At 50.7% G+C, this 22,910-nt stretch carries 21 protein-coding genes and 1 pseudogene; 2 read left to right on the top strand and 20 right to left on the bottom strand.

Annotation, left to right across the window (positions count from 1 at the left end; translation table 11 throughout):
• The first annotated feature begins 47 nt into the window (after positions 1–47).
• Positions 48–662 (top strand): TetR/AcrR family transcriptional regulator, encoded by a 615-nt coding sequence (locus tag MHB80_RS13360; RefSeq protein ID WP_341282578.1) that lies wholly within the window; start codon positions 48–50, stop codon positions 660–662.
• Positions 663–788: 126 nt separating this feature from the next.
• Here the strand turns inward: MHB80_RS13360 and MHB80_RS13355 are convergent, their stop codons facing one another.
• The gene (locus MHB80_RS13355) at positions 789–1,577 is read right to left on the bottom strand and encodes an undecaprenyl-diphosphate phosphatase (protein WP_341282577.1); all 789 of its coding nucleotides are present in this window, start codon (positions 1,575–1,577) and stop codon (positions 789–791) included.
• A 199-nt stretch (positions 1,578–1,776) separates the two neighbouring features.
• Here MHB80_RS13355 and MHB80_RS13350 point away from each other — a divergent pair, with 199 nt between their 5' ends.
• Positions 1,777–2,310 carry a DUF5362 family protein gene (locus MHB80_RS13350; RefSeq protein WP_341282576.1) on the top strand — a complete coding sequence of 178 codons (534 nt, stop codon included), beginning with the start codon at positions 1,777–1,779 and terminating at the stop codon, positions 2,308–2,310.
• A 25-nt stretch (positions 2,311–2,335) separates the two neighbouring features.
• On the opposite strand, the gene MHB80_RS13345 is transcribed toward MHB80_RS13350, so the two are convergent.
• From MHB80_RS13345 to cobT, 19 genes and pseudogenes are all read right to left on the bottom strand, one after another.
• A complete protein-coding gene (locus tag MHB80_RS13345) occupies positions 2,336–3,613 on the bottom strand; it encodes a hemolysin family protein (protein WP_341282575.1) in 1,278 nt (425 codons plus the stop codon).
• Between the two features lie 244 nt (positions 3,614–3,857).
• Positions 3,858–4,706, bottom strand: coding sequence for a GNAT family N-acetyltransferase (locus MHB80_RS13340; RefSeq protein ID WP_341282574.1), 849 nt, complete (start codon positions 4,704–4,706; stop codon positions 3,858–3,860).
• A 70-nt stretch (positions 4,707–4,776) separates the two neighbouring features.
• Positions 4,777–5,136 (bottom strand): Lin0512 family protein, encoded by a 360-nt coding sequence (locus MHB80_RS13335; protein WP_341282957.1) that lies wholly within the window; start codon positions 5,134–5,136, stop codon positions 4,777–4,779.
• A gap of 65 nt (positions 5,137–5,201) precedes the next feature.
• Complete coding sequence (locus MHB80_RS13330; protein WP_341282573.1) at positions 5,202–6,344, bottom strand: DUF3900 domain-containing protein; 1,143 nt, start codon at positions 6,342–6,344, stop codon at positions 5,202–5,204.
• 2 nt (positions 6,345–6,346) lie between these two features.
• Positions 6,347–7,453 (bottom strand): nitric oxide synthase oxygenase, encoded by a 1,107-nt coding sequence (locus MHB80_RS13325; RefSeq protein ID WP_341282572.1) that lies wholly within the window; start codon positions 7,451–7,453, stop codon positions 6,347–6,349.
• Positions 7,454–7,668: 215 nt separating this feature from the next.
• Positions 7,669–8,124 carry a disulfide oxidoreductase gene (locus MHB80_RS13320; protein ID WP_341282571.1) on the bottom strand — a complete coding sequence of 152 codons (456 nt, stop codon included), beginning with the start codon at positions 8,122–8,124 and terminating at the stop codon, positions 7,669–7,671.
• Positions 8,125–8,156: 32 nt separating this feature from the next.
• Positions 8,157–8,849 carry a thioredoxin domain-containing protein gene (locus tag MHB80_RS13315; RefSeq protein ID WP_341282570.1) on the bottom strand — a complete coding sequence of 231 codons (693 nt, stop codon included), beginning with the start codon at positions 8,847–8,849 and terminating at the stop codon, positions 8,157–8,159.
• Positions 8,850–8,955: 106 nt separating this feature from the next.
• The gene (locus MHB80_RS13310; protein WP_341282569.1) at positions 8,956–11,055 is read right to left on the bottom strand and encodes a UvrD-helicase domain-containing protein; all 2,100 of its coding nucleotides are present in this window, start codon (positions 11,053–11,055) and stop codon (positions 8,956–8,958) included.
• A gap of 171 nt (positions 11,056–11,226) precedes the next feature.
• The gene (locus MHB80_RS13305; RefSeq protein ID WP_341282568.1) at positions 11,227–12,336 is read right to left on the bottom strand and encodes a transposase; all 1,110 of its coding nucleotides are present in this window, start codon (positions 12,334–12,336) and stop codon (positions 11,227–11,229) included.
• Positions 12,314–12,808: pseudogene (locus MHB80_RS13300) on the bottom strand (MerR family DNA-binding transcriptional regulator). Before MHB80_RS13300 ends, MHB80_RS13305 begins: the two are co-directional and overlap by 23 nt.
• A 188-nt stretch (positions 12,809–12,996) precedes the next feature.
• Positions 12,997–13,290: a DUF1294 domain-containing protein gene (locus MHB80_RS13295; RefSeq protein WP_341282567.1), complete on the bottom strand. Its 294-nt coding sequence runs from the start codon at positions 13,288–13,290 to the stop codon at positions 12,997–12,999.
• Between the two features lie 46 nt (positions 13,291–13,336).
• Positions 13,337–15,832: an ATP-dependent helicase HrpB gene (gene hrpB, locus MHB80_RS13290; RefSeq protein ID WP_341282566.1), complete on the bottom strand. Its 2,496-nt coding sequence runs from the start codon at positions 15,830–15,832 to the stop codon at positions 13,337–13,339.
• 23 nt (positions 15,833–15,855) lie between these two features.
• Positions 15,856–16,680: a hypothetical protein gene (locus MHB80_RS13285; RefSeq protein ID WP_341282565.1), complete on the bottom strand. Its 825-nt coding sequence runs from the start codon at positions 16,678–16,680 to the stop codon at positions 15,856–15,858.
• A 66-nt stretch (positions 16,681–16,746) separates the two neighbouring features.
• Positions 16,747–18,336 carry a cobyric acid synthase gene (locus MHB80_RS13280; RefSeq protein WP_341282564.1) on the bottom strand — a complete coding sequence of 530 codons (1,590 nt, stop codon included), beginning with the start codon at positions 18,334–18,336 and terminating at the stop codon, positions 16,747–16,749.
• Positions 18,329–19,441 carry a threonine-phosphate decarboxylase gene (locus tag MHB80_RS13275; protein WP_341282563.1) on the bottom strand — a complete coding sequence of 371 codons (1,113 nt, stop codon included), beginning with the start codon at positions 19,439–19,441 and terminating at the stop codon, positions 18,329–18,331. Before MHB80_RS13275 ends, MHB80_RS13280 begins: the two co-directional genes overlap by 8 nt.
• 19 nt (positions 19,442–19,460) lie before the next feature.
• Entirely contained in the window at positions 19,461–20,270 is an 810-nt protein-coding gene (gene cobS / locus MHB80_RS13270; RefSeq protein WP_341282562.1) for an adenosylcobinamide-GDP ribazoletransferase, read from the bottom strand.
• Entirely contained in the window at positions 20,252–21,232 is a 981-nt protein-coding gene (gene cbiB / locus MHB80_RS13265; RefSeq protein WP_341282561.1) for an adenosylcobinamide-phosphate synthase CbiB, read from the bottom strand. Before cbiB ends, cobS begins: the two co-directional genes overlap by 19 nt.
• A complete protein-coding gene (gene cobU, locus MHB80_RS13260) occupies positions 21,229–21,834 on the bottom strand; it encodes a bifunctional adenosylcobinamide kinase/adenosylcobinamide-phosphate guanylyltransferase (RefSeq protein ID WP_341282560.1) in 606 nt (201 codons plus the stop codon). The genes cbiB and cobU overlap by 4 nt, the downstream gene beginning before the upstream one ends.
• An 11-nt stretch (positions 21,835–21,845) precedes the next feature.
• A complete protein-coding gene (gene cobT / locus MHB80_RS13255) occupies positions 21,846–22,910 on the bottom strand; it encodes a nicotinate-nucleotide--dimethylbenzimidazole phosphoribosyltransferase (protein ID WP_341282559.1) in 1,065 nt (354 codons plus the stop codon).

Here is a 22,910-nt window from a genome sequence, read left to right as displayed (position 1 = left end):
TAATCAACTGCTTTTATTACAATTAGATGAACATGGAGGGTCACAGCATGGTAGATGATCAAGAAAAGCGCAAACCTGGCCGTCCGAAAGGCAGCAGCACCGCTCAAACGATGGAGAAAATTTTATTTACGGCATCTTATCAATTTATGGAGCTTGGCTTCGAGAAAGTATCGCTCGACGGCGTCGCCAAAGCATGCGGCGTTACAAAGGCAAGCGTCTACTACTATTTCAACAATAAAGCGGTGCTTTTTACCGAGGCGCTTTTATTCGTCTTAAACATGGCTTATCAAAGTACGCGTAAAATCATTAACGGGCCTGGAGAGCTTAAGGATCGGCTGCTTATTGTAGCTGAAAGGCATATGGCGAATGCCCATGTTGACTTTGAAACGATGATGCGCGAAGCGGCTCCAGGCCTCAGCGAGGAGCAAACGCTAACGATCCGTGCCGGTGAATCGCGGCTGCATGAGCTGCTCGCTGACATTTTTCAAGAGGCTATGGATAAAAAAGAGCTGGTCCCAGGCAATCCGCTTCTGCTTGCCCATGCCTATACCGCTATGCTGAGCATCCGCAACCGTAAAAAAGTGGTCAACGACGAAGCTTCACTCAAGCAAACGGCACGTGAGCTTGTAGATCTGTTCTGGCATGGCGCTGCTCCCCGTTAAAACGCGCGCCAGCTGAGAGCTAGACGATCGCTGCCGCCGCGAAATAATAAAAGAGACTCCCTTCAGCCTTCAAAGGCCGAAGAAAGTCTCATTGGGTTTAAAGCTGCAGCTCTTTCCTTACACCGACTACAAAATAATAAAAGCAAACACGATGGCAAGAGCAAAGCGGTAGTAGGCGAACCAGGATAAGCGCAGCTTTTTGATTAAATTAATAAAGGTAACGACAGCAATAAGCGCCACGATAAACGCTGTAATAAAGCCAATTAGAAACAGCGGCATATCCGCCATCGTCAGAAATTCACGGCTTTTAATCAGATCAATACCGCTTGCTCCCGCCATCATCGGCACCGATACGATAAACGTAAATTCCGCAGCAGCCTTTTGGCTTGCCCCGAAAAACATCCCCCCCGATATCGTCGAGCCGGAACGTGAGAAGCCTGGCCACAGCGCCAGCACCTGAAAGCAGCCGATCGCAAGTGCTTGCTTGTACGACAGATCATCCAGCTCTTCAGCCGTTACTTTCCGCTTAATGCGGTCAGCAACGATCATCAAAATACCGCCTGCGACGAGACCTACCAATACCGTTGTTGTACTAAACAAATATTGTTTAATAAATCCATGAAATACGACACCGATTAGACCTGCCGGAAGCATCGCAAGCGCAATATGCAGTGCGTTCATCCCGGATGATTTGGAGAAGTTGAAGTTCAATAGCTTCAAGAACCTTTTGCGATAAAGCACCAGCACGGCCAATACCGCTCCAAATTGAATGACGACCTCAAAGGTTTTTGCACGGTCTCCTGTAAAGTTAAGTAAATCTGCGAGTAAAATGAGATGCCCTGTCGATGATACAGGTAGAAACTCCGTCAAACCTTCCACGATTCCCATCAGAATCGCATTTAATAAATCCACCATTCTCCTGCCTCCTGCATCCTAATCTCTAATTTCTAATCTGAAATAAACTCTATTATTGTAACACATGACTTCCGCCAAGTCTTGCTCAGCAAGTCCCAGATTTTCGACATCGAAAGCTTGGTTTTTGCAACTTGCCCTAAGGACCTTCCGTATTAGTCGTGTAACATTTCAGCGTATGTCAAGAAGGGAGCCTGCACCATTGAATCACCAAGAAGACATGTCAAAAAGCCCACTCCATACAAGAGAGGGCGACCTACCCGCGCTGAGTGAGAGCTCAGCGATTATGCAAACGAATACCGCTGCCCAGCTAAGCAGCACTTGGAAAAAGCTCGCGTTGTGGATAAAAATGACGGCCGTTCTAACGATGCTCTTCGGCTTGTTTCAAACCTTCGCCAGCCTGCTGCAATTTGGCCTCGGGACGATTGCCGGGCTGCTGGAAATCAGCGTCGCCGTCGTCTTGTTCCTGTTAGGAAAACAGGTTGGCCAGCTTGCTGGCCAGTCTGACGAAAATGCGATGCTCAAGCTGGCGCAGCGGCTGCTGCTTTATTTTCGGCTGCAAGCCGCCTTTATTATTACGTTCGCCATCGTCTTTATTATCATTGTTGTGACCGTCATTCATTTTCTCGTGGACTGGGACTGGGCGATAAACCTGATGCAGCACGGGCGAAAAACAAACAAGCTGCTCACGCGGCTGGAAAGCTTGTATAACGTCGTTGTCGGCTGGTTTTCGTAGCGGCAGCTCACTCCCCATACAAGTCTCAACCGACGATAATTTCGATTTTACGAATGCGATGCGTCTCTTTCTCGCGAATGATGAATGTTAGCTCCGCAAACGTCCATGCCTCCCCGACAGGGAGGTCGGGCATGCGGTTGAACAGCCAGCCGCCAATCGAATCCACCTCTTCGCTTTCTAAATGGCTGCCGGTCGCTGTGTTCACCTCGCTAATGAGCGCATTGCCGTTTACCATGAACCTTCCCTCACCAAGCTGATCAATTTCCTTCACTTCGTCCGCATCAAATTCATCGCGAATTTCGCCTACGATTTCCTCAATAATATCTTCGATTGTAATCAGCCCCGATGTGCCGCCGTATTCATCGAGCAAAATCGATAAATGCACCCGTTCCGTTTGCATCGTCCGCAGCAGCTTCTTTATAGGCATAACCTCCGGCATAAACATGACCGGCTGCATGAGCGAGCTTACCTCGGTCGTCTGCTGATCCACATAATGCATAAAAAACTGCTTCGTATTTATAACTCCAATAATATTATCCTTGCTCCCCTGGGCCACTGGAAATCGCGTATATTGCTCGCGCTTTATGGTCGCGACATTTTCCTCATGCGGCTTATCGCTGTACAGGCACACCATATCGGTGCGCGGCACCATAATTTCCCTCGCCAGCCGCTCATCGAATTCAAAAATCCGATTTACATAGCTAAGCTCGCTTTTATTGATTTTGCCGCTTTCGTAGCTTTCGGACATTATCAGCCGGATTTCTTCCTCCGAATGTGCCTCATGCTCGGTAGCCGGCTTAAAACCGACTAATCGCACCAGCCCATTTGCTGACCCGTTCAGAAGCCAGATGAACGGAAAAAACAGCCGGTAAAACCAAATGATGAGCGGCGCTGTGAGCTGACTAATTTGCTCCGACTTAATAATGGCCAGCGTCTTTGGCGCAAGCTCGCCCAGCACGACATGCAAGTAGGTCACGATACTAAAGGAAACGATAAAGGACAGCACATCGGCAAAATCGCCTACGATGCCTGAGCGGTGAAGCAGTGGATGCAGCACCTCATGAATCGTCGGCTCTCCGAGCCAACCAAGTCCGAGCGCTGTAATCGTAATTCCTAGCTGGCAGGCAGATAAATAGCCATCCAAATTGTTAATGACCTTTTCCACTGCACCCGCGTTTTTCACGCCTTCCGCTACCATCTGATGCACGCGGCTTGCCCGCAAACGGACGACAGCAAATTCAGTTGCCACAAAAAACGCGGTAAAAATAAGCAAAATTACGAATACCGTCAGCTTCCAAATCATGCCGAATCTCCTCTGTCATTTTGGACTATGCCCTATTGTTTCCATGAACAGCGAAAATCATTACAAAGGGGACGGCTGAAAAGAAAAATGCCCGCAAGACAGGCTGTAAAGCTACAGCTGCCTGCAGGCATTTTATAAGAAGCATTGGACTAATATTAGACTAGTGCACGATGGCTGAAATACTGAGCGACTGTGAATCTATAATATACTGGAACGAAAGATTCATCCCCTTTAGGTAGTCACATTATTTGAATTGATAAGAACATGATTCCTCCAAAAATTTATAACCTATTTTTTGATATATTTGATTCGAAGTCGTATTATCTCTATCAGCATATAGACTACAAAAAAATTTACCCTGATCGAGTACAAATTGACTAAGAGAGGCCACGCAAGCAATAGCATAACCTTTTCGACGCCATTTAAAAGGGGTATATACGTAACTAATCACAGAACCGTTCTTTGAATTTCTGACAATCTTTGCCATAGATACTGGTGTGGAATTTTCCCACAAAAACAGAGATTGGTCTTCCACTGCTCTCTGGGCTTTTATTAATGCTGTTTCACCATTAATTGTCACGCCTGTTTCTAAAAAAAAAGCCTTTATCCATTCCGAAATTAACAATACATCTTTCTCGGTTGCATTTCTCAAAATACCGGGACTCAAGTTAATCTCATTCACTTGATCAAGTATATAGATATACTGATTTTTTATAATTAACTGGCTACAATTGTTTTGCAAACCCCATTCTTTCGCAAACTCAGAAGATAATTCAGGCTTTCCTACTACTCCAGAAAGAAAGATATTTAATGAAATAAACCCAGCAATAGCCACACCGATAGCATTATTGTCAATCGTATTTTCTCCCGAAATTACCAATTGATTTTTAGATCTTGTTATCATTACAAGCATGGGTTTACAATTTCCCTCAACAAAAGCCATTAAAGCCTTTGAATCTTTTTCATTTCCTTTATTGCTAATTTCATTATTGATAATACCTAAAATAAGATTGTTTTCGGCTTCACGTACTTCTAAGAACCCTCTTACTTTTTCAAAAAAAAGTACAGGGTCTGTAAAAGTCTTAAACTCCAAATGCACGCGACCTCCAATCAAAATGACAGCCCACAATTCAGAAATTGGATCTGAACATCAATCATTTTTATTAATAGCCGACCTCAACCGAAGCATTGACAATATAAATCAAATCATTGCGATCCGCCTTATCCGGCAGCACAATGCCGCTTGTCGTCAGCATACCACCGTCTACAACTTCAACAGTAACCGTACCATAAGGAAGTACCGCTTTCACCTGCTCGATATCCAGCAGATCCTTGTCGCATGGAACAGCAAGCCGCACCCTGACCTTCATCGCATCCAGCGTTCCGCCTGGCAAAATTTCAAGCAGGCCCGGCATGGAATTGTGATGGATCGCATTTTGCACAGCCCGTACCGCCGCTTTCGTAACGTCTTGACCATGCAGGTCGCAGCCCATGCCAATTTCAATAAACAGCAGCTTTTCCACCATAGTGCCTCCTTTTATATTCTTGTTGGCTTATTCCATATAGCTTGCCAATACAGCCGTAGCTGTTATTCGCCTTCGTAATTCGGGTCATTCTCTAGGTCATCCGCATAACGCTGCAAATCCTCAATGGCGCTGCTCTCTTGCTTGTGCGTACCGATCTCAGGCAGCAGCTCCATTAAATCCGGCGGCTGCAGCAGCTCGATTGGCGACATCCCTTTATCAAACTGGAACGAATCCCCCTCAATGACGACAACATAACGGCCATTATGCTTGGCAAAATGCAGCGCTGTACCAAACTCCGCCAGCAAGCCCTTAACCGTTACACTGTCCAGCTTGAATGTAAACGGCAAATCCGGCTTCTGTTCCACCAGTGCTGCCGATGCCAATGTCACCTGCTCCTGTGACCAGTATTCATGAATATCGCGTTTCTCGCTATGGGCCCATACTTCAATTGCATTTTCTTCCTCGTGGCGCTCGGTGCTCTCCGTCACGCCCTCCCACTTGTCATCCATATACTGCTGCACCATGTCCAGCAGCTGATCGCTCATCACTTCCGGTAGCGGCTTCTCATACGATACGTATTTTAGAAAATCTTCAAAATAGCGGGCATGCGACGCCTGATGAATTTTCAGCTCCCAATGCTCAAGTATCCCCTCCTCGGGCATATGCGGGTATTGAATCGACTTGATACTGCGGGCACTAATCGCCATTTCCACCTGCGAAATCAAATTGCGCTCATCGGAAATACGAGCGATTTTCGGCTCAAAATCACATTTTAAGAGGAATAAAAAGGGCTCGTCAAAATAAGTATTCAGCTTCGCTCTCGCAATAATAAAAGCACCGCCGCGCACTGCGCTCGTATCCATATAAATATGCACCAGCTCGTCAGCAATGCCTATGTAACGCTCCTTGTTGTCCGCATCACGCAGCCGCTGGAACAAATTATAGTTTTGATTACTGCCCAGTTCATAGCCAGGCTCGACCATGAACCGTCCGATTTTAGTCGGTGCATTTTCCGAATTCGGGTTGCGCTCTACTTTGCGCTTGACGATGCGGGCAAATTCCCCGTCCAAAAATCGCTTAATCTCACTATCTTCATAGTCCTCTTCCTCCAGCGTCTGATAATGCTTGTATCGCTTGGAGGAGCTGCTGTCTTCGCCCTCGGTAACAATGACGAAGAAGGATAAATATTCCATTATAAAATCCACGTTTATGACCCTCCGCTTGTATACGCCTTTTCCTGATATAAATAAGCCGGCTTTAATTCCGTATCATCATAGCTCCGATGCCATACCGCTGTTGTTGCCGGAGACATCGGCGGTATAAGCCATGACCAGCGGCCGGTAACCGCACGTCCCTGTTCCTTCTCCTGCTTCTCGAAGCGAGTAAACTGCTCGGCAGCCGTATGATGGTCGACGATGCTGGCGCCATGCTTTTTGAACGAATGAATGACCGCCGCGTTCAGCTCTACTAGCGCCCGATCTTTCCACAGAGATGTATTCGTCGTCATATCCAGTCCCATTAACCTCGCTACGATAGGCAGCTGATTGTAACGATCCGTATCTGCCAAATTGCGCGCCCCAATTTCCGTCCCCATATACCAGCCATTAAACGGCGCCGCTGTGTAAGATATGCCGCCAATTTCCAGCATCATATCTGCGATGAATGGGACCGCGTACCAACGCAGGCCTAGCTCCGCAAACGACTCCAGGTCCGGATGCGACAGTGGAATTTCCAGCGCCAGCCCTTCGGGAAGCTCGTACAGCTTCGGTTCTTCTCCGAGCTTCTGAATAACAAGCGGCAGCACATCGAACCTTGTTCCTGCACCTTGCCAGCCCAATGCTTCGCAAGCCCTCGTAAATGGCAGCGAAGCCGGATCGCCTATGACACCGCCATTCCCGTCCTCATAGCCCGCATAACGAACAAGCTGATGGTTCCACAGCCGGATTTGATTTTGCTCTTGCTTTGCTGCAAAAATCGTAATCGCCGGGCGGACTTTGCCGCCATTCGTCGCATAGCGAATATGCGAAAAGATCGCATCTGCGATATCGTCTTCCTCGTGGAGCTGACGGGCGTCAAACACCTCCATCGTCTGCCAAAAAAGACGGCCAATGCAGCGATTGCTGTTGCGCCAAGCCATTTTCGCCCCATGCTGAAGCTCTTCATATGTATGCTCATAAAAACCTGTACGCTCAACATCAGAGCGGATTTCCGCCAGCCGATGCACAACCTCCGCTTCACTTTTGCCAAGCTCGGCATAACAGGTAAAGATGAACTGCTCTGCTTCTCTATATAGCTGCTGCTCCACTTCGATCATGGTGTTCCCTACTCTCTTTATGCTTTCACACCTGCTACTTTTAAGATAACCCATTTTGCTTTCATTCGCTAGCGGATTGCTAAGAGAATAGACATTAGGGGAAGCAACCCTTAGGCGTTTGTTCACTGCCTTGTCACTTTATGCTGCATCCCCAATATACAAAAGCAAAGCCCCGCATGGCGACATCCGCCTCGGGGCTTTGCTTAGGAAAACCGTTAGTTTTCGTTTGCTTCTTCGTCTTCATTGCTTTGGCGAGCCAGCAGCAGAAACACGATAATAAGCACAAAAGCGATCATCGCCATCATCGGAATCGTCAGAAAGCCAAACCAATTCAAATAGTCAAAATTGCACGGGATGCCGGAACGGCAAGGCACAAGCTCGCCCACCTTCGGAAACCAAATCTCGAAGTTATGGAAAATGGAAATCGCAAGCCCGATTATATTAATCGGCAGTAAGTATTTAATGATATTCCGGTCTCCGCGATACGTCGCAACACCTAAAATAATGACCTGCGGATACATGAAGATGCGCTGATACCAGCATAAATCACAAGGTAAAAACCCTTTAATTTCACTAAAATACAAGCTGCCCCCCGTTGCGACTAGCGTAACGATCCAGGCAAAATATAATGCATAACGTTTCAACCACGATTCATAGGGTGGCGTTGTCATTTTTGACCGGGCTCCTTTTTAATCAAGGCCCCTTATTTTAGAGCTGCCTCGATTGTTGATTTGATCGTTGCGTAATCGAGACTTGAAACCGCCTTGCCATTAACAAAGACGGTAGGCGTTCCTCCGATATTAAGCGGACGAACGAGCGAGTTATCGCGGTCGACCTGCTTTTGATAGGTTTTATTCTCGATGTCGCTTTTCAGCAAATCAAAATCGATAGGAAGCTTGGCGTCCTTTGCAAGCTGCACCAAATGCTCCGGCGTTGCCCATTCGATATTTTCATTCTGTTGATTATCATAAATCGCTTGATTATAAGTCCAGAAGGCGTCATTATTTTGCTGATAGACCGCTTCCGCCGCGAGTGCAGCAGTCACGGAATCTTTACCGATGAACGAATAGTTTGCAAAATAAAAGGATGCTTTGCCTGTTTCAATAAATTCTTTCTCCAGCTGAGGTTTGATTTGTTGCGAGAAATCACGACAGATTGGACACTTGTAATCGCCGAATTCAACGATTTTGACAGGTGCTTCTACTTTGCCTAGTACAGGCATAGCTTCATAGTCAAATTCAAACGGCTTCGACTGATTGTTAATGCCGAGTACGATGACGACAATGACCGCCAAAATACCGATCGTCAGAAAAATAAGCGAACTGTTCGAATTTTTCTTAGGCTGCTGCCTTTGATGCTGATTACTGCTTGAACCTTTTTTCTTTGTTTTCGTCACTACCGCTCAAATCCTCCTCAAAAAATACAGGTATATACATCTTGTAGCAATTTTAGTTACAAGGCCTGCTGATGTCAAGAATTTGCGGCAAAATGCCTTAATACTGTCATAATTCCTGCACGCCTTCGGCAACGTCTGCTACTAACGTGGTAAACGAGCCTTGATAAACTAATTTTAGCTTATGAAGCGCTCTCGTACAACCAACATATAGCAGCTTCGCATCCTGATCGGTATAAGCAAGCGCGCCAGCATCGGCAATGAGCACCGCATCAAATTCAAGCCCTTTGGACAAGTAAGCGGGCACGACGGACAAGCCGCCGCTGTATTCAGGCTGTCCCCGCTGCACAAGCGAAGCTTCTACCCCCGCAGCATTCAAAGCTGCATGGATAACTGCGCATTCCTCCGTCGTCCGGCCAATAACTGCAATCGTCTGATAGCTGCCGTCCGCCTGCCATTCCCGAACCGTTTGCTCCAGCATATCCATCCACTCACTTGGCTCAGCTGGCGCAAGCTCCACGGCGTCCCCGCTACGGAATACAGGTACGGCCGCCTTCACGCCAGCCCCCATTGCACCAAGAATTCGATTGGCGAATGCAATAATTTCCATCGTTGAGCGATAGCTGCGGTTCAGCTCAAAAAATCCGGTCTGTTCTTCATCATACAGCGCAGTCAGCTCCTGCCAGCTATGAATGCCTGCATAGGCATGGATGCCCTGCTGCAAGTCGCCCAGCACGGTCAATGACGGCGTTTGCTGGCAGAGACGCAGCGCTTCCAGCTGGAACGGCGAATAATCCTGCGCCTCGTCAATGACGATATGGTCATAAGGCGCTGTTTGCAGCCCAAACAGGCGCAAATGAATATAGGCGAGCGGCGCCAAATCCTCCGGCGCAATCGTTCCCGCTTTCAGGCGGGCAGCCGTTGCCGCCGCTATTGCTTTTGGCACCAGGCTCATCGCCTGCTTGCCTTGGAAGAAAGACGCATATAGCTTCGGCGCGGTGTAAGCCGGTATTTTTTTCGCTAGTGCATTTAAGCGGGTTAATGCCTTGGCCCTTACTTTTTTATCATGCATGCCGCGCATTTTCAGCTCGGATTCCAGCCATCTGCGAATACGGCTGACGAATCGCTCGCGCTTGCGCATCAGCGGCTCCTCGCCATAATCGGTGCGATACCATTCCAGCATTTGCTCCGGAGTCAGCACCAGCTTATCTACAGGCTCAAACGGCTGCAAAGGCACGATGCTTAGTTCTAGCTGCTCCAGCCGCTCGTCAATGGCCTGCTTAAAATCAAGCGAGCCCTTCAAGCGTCCCGGCGCCTCCGCAATTTCCTCCGCGCTGCGATAATGCTCAAACCAATATTCCAATGTATCGGTTTTATCATCCATTCGCACTTCAAGCTCCAGCAGATCCAGCGCCCAGTCGGCAAACGTCGTCTGCTGAATATCGCCTACGCCCAGCTCCGGCAGCACGCCGGAAATATATTCGAGGAACATGCGGTTAGGCGCAAATATAACCATCCGCTCCGCCCGCATTCGATCCGCATATTGATAGAGCAAAAAAGCGAGCCGATGCAGCGCTACCGTCGTCTTGCCGCTTCCCGCCACGCCTTGAATAAACAGCGCCTTGCTCCGTCCCGTACGGATGATTGCATCCTGCTCCTGCTGGATCGTCGAAACGATATCTCTGAGCCTATTGTCTTTATTTTCTCCTAGTCGATAGAGCAAAAACTCGTCGGTGACCGCTTCTTCTTCCTGACCACGGGTGAAGCTGTCCACCATTCGGACAAGCTCGCGCTGGCGAACCATCAGATTGCGCTTTAAATAGACGATTCCTTCGATCTCTCCATCAGGAGAATCATAGGTAACCGCCGCGTCACCGCCTGTAAAAGAATAAAACAAGCTGGCAATTGGCGCACGCCAGTCAATAACGAGCAGCTCCTTGCCACCCTCTCTAGCTACGCCTGCCTTGCCGATATAGAGCTCCTGCTTAGCATCATTTGGCAGCTCCTGAAAATCAATCCGTCCAAAATACGGCTCGCGAAAAGCAATTTCCAGCCTCTGCTTCCGTTCCTCTTGTTGCAAATCGAGCATTTGCTCCGTAAAATCATCGCCTGTGTAGCGCGGGCCTATCGCGCTTAGCTGTGATTGTATTTCTTCAAGCGAGCGCGCTAAACGCTCTTGCTCTTCTTGATAGGCACTTTGAATCGTCATATCAGCCAGTTACCGTTGCCAAGAGATCGTAAAACTCTACACCATCTATTGTTTGCTTCCTGTTTCATCGTGTCTGCTTTTGCCGAGGCTACTTGCATTTGGTCTAACACTCCACAGGCGTAAATTCGGATGCAACGACTCCTACACCTTAGCGTTTACTTGTTAGTGCGTTTACGCTAATTTGGAAAGATTGATTGCCGCGTTTAGATCGCGGTCTATTTTCAATCCACAATCACAATCAAAGGTACGATCTGTTAGTTTCAGGTCTGAATTGATCCAACCGCAACTTGAACAAAGTCTCGATGACGGAAACCACCGATCTGCTTCAACAAAGCGTATACCGTATTTCTCGCATTTGTATTGCATCTGGCGTTTGAACTCAGCGAGTTTCTGCTGGGCAATCGCTTTGGACAAGTGGGCGTTTTTCATCATGCCTTTGACATTCAGCTTTTCCATGACAACGACACTCGGCTTGGTTCTCGCTATCGTACTTGTTGCCTGATGAATGTGATTGGTTCGTAGGTTCGTCATTCTCCGATGAAGCAAAAGAATGGATAGTTCAAGTTTCACAATGTTGCGTGTTTTGACAAAACGGTTTCCCTCCTTGTTCATTTCGTATTTACGAGAAGCACGGCGTTGCAACCTTCGCAGGCGCTTCTCGGCTTTTTTCATTGTGGTCGACTTGTTAATATTCATTACTCGATTCCCATTGGACAACACCGCCAATTCCTTAATACCAACGTCAATTCCAATCTTTTCGTCCGTCTTATTGCCCTCTAGTGTTTCCTGTTCCATTCCCACAGAAATGTACCAGTACTTTCCGTCAAAGCTGATACGCGGATTCATGTATTTGCATGAGATAGGCAAACGCTCTGCAGTCTTAACCCATCCGACTTTTTCAATACGTACAAAAGCACCTTTCACTTTCAGTTTCTCCGTATCATGGTAGAACGCTGGCTTTGACTTCTTTCTGCTCTTGAAGCGCGGTTTGTCTGCCAAACCTTTGAAAAATTTCTTGTATGCATCACAAGCATCCTTAATGGCTTGTTTTGTGACATTGTTAGATACGTCAAACAGCCATCTCAGCTCATCGGATTGTTTTAGCTTTGTGAGTTCCTTGCGAAGATCTCCATCCAAAATACACGTTCCGCCTGTTTTGTGTTTTTCTTCTTGTCGTGCTAATGTCCAATTGTATGCCCAACGCGCAATCCCCGCCGACTTCCAGAGTTGTCGTTCTTGGTCTGGCGTAGGTTTAATTCTAACTTTCGTCGCCCGTATCATCAGCAAGCAACTCCTTAACCATCATTTTAGCTTGGTTTGCGCGTTTGCCTTGCAAGCGACAACTAAACAAAGTCAAAATCTGAATCAAATCTTCAACGAGCGCTTATTCTTCGGTTTCTCTGTCAATGACTTCGATCGTGACATCGAATTGTTTGGCTAAGCAATCCAAAAGCACGCATCCGAAGGCTACCTATATACGTGATCACATCGAAAGAATTGCCTGTTGCAATCATATATGTTTTCACATACTCAGATTGGCGTTCTAGACCATTCTTCTCCTTGTGACTGGATACGCGGCAGTAACAATTGTCATGCGCCTCGGATCAACAGACGGATTCCCCAAGTAGTCATAAAGCTTTTGCAAGAAGCGGTACCCATTATCTTTCGTAAGCGCAGGCACAAACTTCCCTGACTTATGCCATAAGCGCAATGTCTTAGGTGTGACACCTATCAACTTAGCAAATTTACCTATTGAATAAACGTCGTTAAATTATACTACATAATACCATATATGGAGATGTGTATGAAGAAGTAAACTATATCGCTGTACATCGTTTCCTAAGAATATAGTGGGAAAACGGACTATGAATATACCATAGGAGAATAGCAGGAATCAACTTCTAATTTTAAGGGCAAGAAAAGCCCGCTTTGCACACAGAACTACATGAAAATCGAAATGTTGAACACATAATGCAAGGCCGCAGCAAACAGCAGCAAATTCAGCAGCACGAGCAGCGGTATGCCAACAATAAAGGAGCGGTGCTTCGTCTTGTGGCGCCATGCCCGCATGCCGGCGTAGGCGCCAATAGCTCCTCCAAGAGCGCTCAAAGTAAACAGCCGTTTCTCCGGAATACGCCTTTGCTGGCGGCGAGCGCTCTGCTTGTCAAGATACATGAGCGTAAACGTCCAGCAGTTAATCGCGAGTATAAATAAAATAAAAAGCTCCATCGACATTTTTAAGCCCTCTTTTCCTTGTTGCTATCGCTATGAATGCCGCAAGCTACTTGCGCGGCTTTACCCGATTCGTCGGCTGCGCCGCGTAAGGGTCGTCCGGCCAATAATGCTTCGGGTAACGTCCTTTTAAATCCTTTTTCACTTCAAAATAAGTATGGCTCCAAAAGCTGCCCAAATCGCGCGTCACCTGAACCGGGCGCTGCGAAGGCGAAAGCAGCTGGAGCGTTAGCGGCAGCTTGCCGCCTGCGAGCATTGGCGTGTCCTTCATGCCGAACAGCTCCTGAAGTCGCACAGCGATGAACGGCGCCTCTGGGTCATTGTAATCGACCGGAATACGCGAGCCGCTTGGCACCGTGATATGCGTTGGAACCTGCTTGTCCAGCTCCTGCCGCTGCGTCCAGGTAAGCATACCTTCGAGAAGCTGCTGCATACTGAGGCGCTGCAGATCGGATTTGCTCTTCATCCCTTGTATATGCGGCAGCAGCCACTGCGCGAGTGCTGAGGAGGACAACAGCCCTTCCTCAGATACATCAGGCCAGCTGCTGTCATAGTGTCTCATCAGCCGCATACGAGCAAGAAACTGGGCAGCTTGCTTAGGTAACGGCAGCAAGGCCAGGCCCTCCTGCTGCACCCCCTGTGCCAGCGCCGCAGCGACGAGCTCTGCATCCGGCTTCGCCAGCGGCTTTTCCTGCAAAAGGAGCGCGCCAAGCCGGACGCGCTCACGCGCCCTTACCGCTTGGGCGGACGCGTCCCACTCCACGACGCGCTCCTGCCGGATTTGGTCGCTAGCTGCCGATGCCAGCTCGCCCTCCGTCAATTCAGCCGCGAGCCGGATACGGCTCTCCGTTCCGGCATCGTCGAGCTCCGCCGCAACGAGGTAGGCTGCGCGTGACAAGGGCTGGGCTTCCGGCAGCGCTGCACCGCGGCCGCTTGCGAGCAAATACCTGCCGTCGCTGCGCCGCTGCGCGATGCGGTCGGGATATGCGAGCGCCAGCAGCGCGCCGCAGGACATCGCGGCGTCCTGCTGGCCCGCTCCGGCAGCCGCTGCGCTAGCCAGCAGCCGGCTCCATTGCTGCGCCTGCGAGCGAATCCGCTGCACGGCGCCGCGATCCACCTCAGCACCGCTGCCGCCGCCGCGGTGAAGGGCATCCAGCCGCAGCTGCACATCTGCGCTGCGCTGCTGCGGCAGCAGGTCGCGCTCGCTAAGCAGCGCGGCCAGCTCACAAGCGCGCTGCCCCGCACCATACGACTGCGCGCGGAGCAGCATATACCCGAGCCTCGGATGAAGCCCGAGCCTCGCCATTCGCCGGCCCGACTTCGTAGGCCGGCCTAATGAATCAACAGCCTGCAGCAGCTCAAGCAGCTGCAGCGCCTGCTGATACGCGCCGATCGGCGGCGGGTCCAGCCAGCCGAGCTCCTCCGGCTGCTGGATTCCCCATACCGCAAGCTCCAGCGCCAGCGGCGCAAGATCGGCCTCCAGCATTTCCGGCTGGCTGAACGGCTGCAAATACATATGCTCCTGCTCCGTCCACAGCCGGTAGCAGACGCCAGGAGCAAGCCTTCCGGCGCGCCCCCGGCGCTGGTCGGCTGACGCCTGCGACACCAGAGCCGTCTCCAGCCGCGTCATGCCCGTGCGCGGCGAAAACCGCGACACTCGCATCAGGCCTGCATCGACGACGATACGCACGCCTTCAACCGTCAAGCTGGATTCGGCAATTGCCGTTGCCAGCACAACTTTGCGCTCGCCAGCAGCGGACGGCTGAATCGCCTGATCCTGCGCTTCCAGCGGCATCGTGCCATAAAGCTCCGCCACCTTAACGCCCTTCATCCGCTCCTCTCTTGCCAGCAAAGAAGCAACGCGCCGAATTTCACCAACGCCTGGCAGAAAGACGAGCATATTCCCTTCATTTGCCGAAAGTGCCTGCAAGATCGTGCTTACAACATTCGGCTCGATACGCCCTTCCACTTTCGCGGAGCGATAAATCGTCTGCACCGGGAATACTCTACCGGCACTTTCGATAATCGGCGCTCCACCGAGCAGTTCTGCAACAGGACCTGCTGCAAGCGTCGCCGACATCACAAGCAGCCTCAGATCGCTGCGCAGCAGCGCCTGCGACTGCAGGCTCAGCGCAAGCCCAAGATCACCATGCAAATGGCGCTCATGAAACTCGTCAAACACAATAACGCCAACGTCCAGCAAAGCCGGGTCTTCCTGAAGCATGCGGGTCAGCACGCCTTCCGTCACCACTTCTATGCGGGTACGAGCGCTCACCTTCGTATCCAGACGAACGCGGTAGCCGACCGTGTCGCCTACCTGTTCTCCGAGCATCTCCGCCATATATTTGGCGGCAGAGCGGGCTGCAAGCCTTCGCGGCTCCAGCATAATAATTTTACGGCCGTCCAGCCAGGCCACATCCAGCAGGGCAAGCGGTACGCGCGTCGTCTTGCCGGCTCCTGGCTCGGCGACCAGCACGGCGCCGCTTCCAGCAGCCAGCACCTCAAGCAGCTCCGGCAAAACCGCATCAATCGGAAGTTGATTCATCTTTTTCTCCTCAATAAACCGTCTTATTTCATAATGCGCAGCATTTGCACGACAGGGCGGCTATCTCCTTGCAGCGTCGCCTCCGCACTACGCAGCTGCGAGGAGCCGTCGCCATCGAGAAAGATGCCGCCTGACAGCTTGTTGTCGCCGATCTTCTCGATAACTGCTTCGCGAAAAGCAGCCAAGCTCCCCTTTGTGCTGCTGACTACCAAATAAATATTGCCCCGCTGATCGTATACGGCAGCAGACCTTAAGCGCGCGTCATCGGGAAAAGGAGCATTTTCCTGCTGTGCCTGCGCCAGCCAGCCCGCATCATTGCCAATACTCATGCTAATGCCGCCTTGCGCCCAAAAGCGTGTATGATCCTGAACTTTAAGCTCGGATGCCTTGCCCGCTATTTGTACGCTAAGCTGATCCTTAACGCCATCCCATACGAGCGTTCCGCGGGCATATTTGGCATTTTCGCTGCCGGAGCCGTAGGTCCCCTGCTCTTCATTGACCGCAAGGCTGTTGACCACGGCAATGCTAAGCAGCGATTTTTCATAAAAAAATCCGCCATTAATGCCATAATACGGCGTTAACGCTACATTATTTTGCACCAATTGAGGCTTCACATTGGATGGCCGGGTTTTCAAAACATGCAGCATAAAGCCATTAGTCGCTTCCGAAGCTGTATAGCTGTAATTAACAGGCTGCTGGGTGCCGTCGCTTGCCGCTCCGCCCTTATGCTGCATCGACTGAATCATTCCATAAAGCAGCAGCGCGCAAAAGGCAAGAAACGCCAGCATAATGCCTGCGATGATCCAGCTTTTTTTCTTTCCCAAACGCTGCGCAGCTTGCTTCTCCATGACTTCACCCACTCCCTTTCCAGCTGTTTAATTAATCATTTCATACCATTAGGCCTGATTCTTAAGCTAAGCTCCAAGCTCTCCGCCCACACCAAGCAGCTTATAAACGAGCGGCATATTCAAATGCTTGCGCGTATGTGCTGCAAGCCGGTCAAACGCCTCCTCGCGGCTTTCACGGAAACGCAGCTCTGCCGCAAGCGGCTCCCAGCCGCGCTCCTCACGAATATTATTCAGCCACGCCCGGCGCAAATCATCATTATGTAAAATGCCATGTATAAATGTGCCCCAAAGCCGACCATCCGCCGAGCATGCCCCTTCACTTTCATAGGTAAGCTCGCCCTCATGCAGCGATGCTGCACCAGCCTGCTGGCTTCGAATGGCAAAGGGCTGAAGGAGCTCTCCATGCTGGATCATTTCACCCATATGAATTTCATAGCCTTCAATGGGAAGCTTGTCTGCCAGCCAAGCTGAGGCAGCATGGGCAGTCCCCTCTATACGAACCGTCTTCTTCTCCCCTGCAAACTTTACGTCAAAAGGAAAAAAGCCAAAGCCCGGTGTTTCCTTATGCTCGGACTCCACACCTGCCGGATCAAGCAGCATATCTCCCAGCATTTCATAGCCACCGCATATGCCGACGAGATGTCCGCCTTTCTTCGCGAACGCGCTTACCTGCTGGGCAAGTCCCGTTTCGCGAAGCCATAGCAAATCCTCGACCGTATTTTTGCTGCCTGGCAAAATAACAGCATCAGGAGTGCCCCATTGCTCAGGCCTGTCCACAAAACGCAGCATGACATCCGCTTCAAAGTAAAGCGGATCAGCATCGGTAAAATTAGATATACGAGGCAGACGCAGCACGACAATATCCAGCGTATCAGGCCGCCCCTTCACCTGCTCTTCGAGCTTGCGGTCCAGCGACAGCGAATCCTCATCCTCCAGCGCAAGTCCTGGCAAGAAAGGCAATACGCCAAGCACTGGCTTGCCCGTCCGCTCCTCCAGCCAATCGACTCCGGGCTGCAGCAGTCCTATATCGCCGCGAAATTTATTGATAACAAACCCGCATACGCGCTCGCGCTCATGCGGTTCAAGCAGCTCAAGCGTACCGACAATTGAAGCAAACACACCGCCCCGGTCAATATCCGCCACAAGAATGACAGGGGCATCTGCCCAAGCAGCCATGCGCATATTGACAATGTCGCGATCTTTCAGATTAATTTCCGCTGGGCTGCCCGCACCTTCCAGCACGACAATATCATTGCTGCTGCGCAGACGGGCGAGCGCTTCCCGCACAATAACGCCAGCCTGCGGCAGATAGCTCTCTCGATATTCGCGCGCGCTGAAATCTCGCAGCGGCTTGCCATGAACGACAACTTGTGAAGACATCTCCTTCGTCGGCTTCAGCAAAATCGGGTTCATATCCGTCGTCGCCAGCACGCCGCAAGCATCCGCCTGCATGCCTTGTGCCCTTCCAATTTCCTTGCCATCCCAGGTGACATAGGAATTAAGCGACATATTTTGTGATTTGAAGGGAACGACTGCATAACCATCCTGCCTAAAAATCCGGCACAAAGCGGCTGTCACCAAGCTTTTCCCAACATCGGAAGCGGTGCCCTGCACCATTATCGTCAGCCCAGCCTTGTTTTTTGACTGATTACTCATGGTTATCCCTACTATCTTCTTTAAAATCATCCAGACATTCTGTCAGTGCTTCCAGCAGCTTTTCATTATCACTGCGCAGCCTGATCGCAAAGCGGCAATAACGGTCATCAAGCCCGACAAAATGGGAGGCATCGCGTATAAGCACTCCGCGGCTGCCCATTTCAAGCTGCAAAGCAGCTGCCGTTAAATTAGGCAGCGACGGCAGCATTACAAGCACATAATTGGTTTGACTAGGCGTGACGGAAAAACCAAGCCCCTCCAGCTTCGAAATGAGCCAAGGCCGTTCTTCGTCCAGCCATTTCAGCGTCTTCTCCGCATATTCCGCATCCTCCAATACGCCCTCTCCAATGAGCTGCGCAAGCGAGTTGACGCTCCACGGAACCTGCAGCAGGCGCAGCGCTGCAATCCGCTCTGGCGTACTGACCATATACCCGAGCCGAATGCCGGGAATCGCATAAAATTTCGTCATGGAACGAATGACATACAGCCTGTCATTGCTGGCAGCCTCCTTCACCAGCGAATAATCCGCTTCTTCAGGCACAAAATCCATGAAGGCTTCATCTACGACTACCTTAGCGCCACTGGCTAGAAGCTTTCTGATCAGCTCCGGCTGGACTAGCCGACCCGTCGGATTATTCGGTGAGCCCAGCATATAGAAAGGCTCCTCCATCTCGGTCGTCATGCTTTGAATGGCCTCTTCGGTCAGCTCAAAGCCATTTTCCGGCTTCAGCATAATGGGGGCAATGCCGCTGCTAATTTTATGAACGGCGTCGCCATATTCGCTAAAACAAGGAAACGCAAGGCTCGTAATGATAGGATTTACAGCACGAACAGTCAGGTCGATCAGCTCTGCCGCACCATTTCCGATTAAAATGCACTGCTCGTCAATGCCGTGCAGCTTCGCAAGCTTCGCCCGCAGCCCGCGTACCGCAGGATCAGGATACTTGCCAATCTGCTGGGCATACGAGAGCAGCACCCTATGTACCAAGGGGGGCGGGCCTATCGGATTCATATTGGAGCTGAAGTCGACAAATTGATCAGCTGGCCGTCCGAAATTTTCCTCTGCCGTTCGCAGGTCACCGCCATGTCCGTATCTTTCAAGCATGGTGAGTATTCCCCCTCTTCTAGTGAGTTGTCAATAATAGCAGTGCAAACAACAATATAGCTTCAATCGCTTCATTCATGGCACCGTAAGTGTCTCCAGTCAAGCCGCCAAGCTTGCGGGCAAGCCAGAAAGACATTAGTGTCCCTGTCACCATCGTCACAGCAGCAGCACCTGCCACTGTGAAAGCGGATGTGCTGAGAGGCAATCCGAATGCCAGACCGATCCCGCAGGCTAGCAGGAAGGTAAGCACAAACCCCGTCCATACATGCCGCAGTGAGGCCGCTTGGAATAATGCGCCGATCCCCTCTCCCTCACGGGCACTCGGCCAGATGACAATCGCCGCAGCCATCCACCAGCGGCTCCACACCGGGATAATGACCAGCAACGGCAGCACATATATAGACTCTGTATGACTAAGCAGCTCATATAACACTGTAAATTTGAACAACAGCAGCAAAACGGCGGCAATGACACCCATAGCGCCTACTCGGCTATCCTTCATAATTTCCAGCATGCGCTCCCGCGAGCGATGGCTCAGCACGCCGTCTGCCGTGTCCATCCAGCCATCCATATGCAAAGCGCCACTAAGCGCGAGCCATAGTGCAAGCAGCAAGACAGCTCCCGGTCCAACGGGCAGCCAGCTTTGAACAGCAGCAAAGCTTAATGTGACGATACCGCCAATCATGCCTCCGGCAATCGAAAAATAAACAGCGCTGCGTGCTAACACCTGCGGCTCAAACGGAACGGTTACAGGCACTGGAATTCTAGTCAAAAATTGAATAGCGGCGACCAGCGCCTGAGCATGCAGCTTTAATGAACGAACAGCCATAATGCCAGCACCCCAACTACAAGTAATAGACTGACCAGATACAATAATCTAGTCGTGAAAATAATATCCTGCGCTGTCAATGGGCGCATAGGCTCTCCCATTCTCGCACGTTCGCTAGGCGCGCCAAAATAATAATTGAGTCCGCCCAGCTCAATACCGAGCGCCCCGGCAACAGCCGATTCAGGAATGCCGCTGTTTGGGCTCGGATGCCGATGGGCGAATTTTCTTATCGCAGCGACCGAGCGCCTGGCAGACATGCCTGGCAGCAGCCAAGCCGACAACGCGAGCAGAGCTCCCGTCAACCGGGCGGGTATATAATTGAGCACATCATCGGTTCGTGCCGAGCACGAGCCGAAATCAATATACTTATCATTGCGGTAACCGACCATAGAGTCAAGCGTATTTGCCGCCCGATACAGCATAGCAAGCGGTGCTCCTCCTATTAAAGCGAAAAAGATAGGCGAGACAAGCGCATCGACTGTATTTTCCGCCACCGTCTCCACAGCAGCACGGGCAGCTTCCGATTCATCCAGCTTGTCCGTATCGCGTCCGACAATGTAGCCGACATATTTGCGCGCTTCCTGAAGGTTTCCTGCTATTAACGGCATATAGACGAGCATCGCTGCCTGTTTTAACCCTTTGACTGCGATAGTCGTCGATATAAACCAAATGGTCACCGCATAGCCGAGCCAAGGATGGATAAGCGAAGCGACCGCGACGACTCCCCACATGACGACATATGAAATGGCTAATGTTATGAGCATTAACAAGGTGCCCTTTAGTCTGAGGAGCTTGGAGGATTCGGCCTTATCGCTCCTGCGCAGCTTGTGCTCCAGCCAAGCAATGAGCCTGCCGATCCAAATGACGGGATGTGTGGGCCATTTTGGATCGCCAACGATCCAATCGACCAGAATAGCTGCGGCGGTCAGCCACAGCATGTCCGGCAAGGAATAGAAAATCATAACTGCTCCCAGCGGAAAGCCGCTGCCTTGAGCTCAATTGGAATGCCAGCTGTTACAAGAAATACTTTATCGCAAACCGCGGCCACCCGCTGATTCAGCCTTCCTGCCTCATCGCGAAATTTTCGGCCCATTGGATAGGCAGGTACAATACCCGCCCCTACCTCATTTGTAACGATTACGAGCGGATAAGGATAAGCAGCAATAGCGCCAATGAGTGCTTCCGTCTGGTGGTGCAGCTGCTCGTCTGCTTCTGTGCCGGCTTGTCCTGCCTGCTCCTCTGCTGCCATCAAAGCGTTTGTCAACCACAGAGTCAGACAATCTACAAGCACAACTGGCGGCTGTTCTCCAACTGACGCCATAGCTGCGGCTGCCCGTGCCTGCTTCTCCAGCAATTCGGCCAGCTCAAGCGGCTCCTCCACCGTTTCCCATTCAAAATCTCCTGTGCCGCGACTTTGCTGATGCCTATTTACGCGCTCAGCCATTTCCTCATCCCAAATACGGCTTGTTGCCATATAAATGCCCTTTTTGCCAAGCCTCATCGCGAGCTGCTCGGCGAATAAGCTTTTGCCGCTGCGCGTACCGCCTGTTACTAATATTGCCATTACAGCTTCACCTACGCTTTCGATACCCCTGCACTTTCAAAAGTAGCCATTTCCTGCATGAGCTTTAATGCGGCATCGATAAAATGGAAGCATAATACCGCACCTGTGCCTTCTCCGAGCCGCATATCCATATGAATCATCGGGCTTAAGCCCACGGCTTTCAGCAGCTTCGCATGACCCTGCTCATAGGAAAGATGGGACGCGATCATGCATGGCTTCGTTTTATCGGAAATACGCGATGCTACTAAGGCTGCTACCGAGGATATATAGCCGTCAATAACGACCGGACAGCTATTGGCTGCCGCTCCAATAATAACGCCTACCAGCCCAGCGATTTCTAGACCACCCAGCTTCATCAGCACGTCAAAAGGATCGAGCGTGTCTGGTGCATTAACCGCGATAGCCCGTTTAACAACCGCGACTTTATTTTTCCAAGCCTCATCATTAATGCCTGTTCCTCTGCCAACGGTTTCTTCGGGCGCAAGCCCTGTCAGTGCCGTCATAATTGCTGCGCTTGCCGTCGTATTGCCGATGCCCATTTCTCCTATTGCAAAGGCGCGATAGCCTTTTTTGTAAAGCTCATCCACAACTTCTATCCCTGTCAAAATAGCTCTAATGGACTGCTCTTTCGTCATCGCAGCGCCTTTGGCCATATTGGCGGTTCCATACATGACCTTGCGGCTTAAAAGATTCGGATGCTCAAGCTCCGCGTTCACGCCAATATCAACGCAATACACGTCAGCTCCCGCCTGCCGGGCGAGTACATTGACGGCTGCGCCGCCATTCAAGAAATTAAGCACCATTTGAGGGGTTACCGCTTGTGGAAAGGCACTGACCCCTTCCTCGCAAACGCCGTGATCGCCAGCCATAATAATGACCGCTTTGCGCTCCATATCAGGCCAGCGCTCCCCCGAAATTCCGGCGAGCTGGCAGGCCACATCTTCAAGCTTGCCCAAGCTGCCCGGCGGCTTCGTTAATTGGTCCGAATGGCGTCTTGCCGCCTCCGCTTCCTGTTCATTAAATGCCGGGATTCTCCCAATTGCGTTCGCCAGCAGCATGCATAATTCTTCTTTCAT

This window comes from Paenibacillus sp. FSL H8-0537, assembly GCF_038051995.1.
Classification (GTDB): Bacteria; Bacillota; Bacilli; order Paenibacillales; family Paenibacillaceae; genus Pristimantibacillus.
This window is presented reverse-complemented; position numbering and strand designations above follow the sequence as displayed.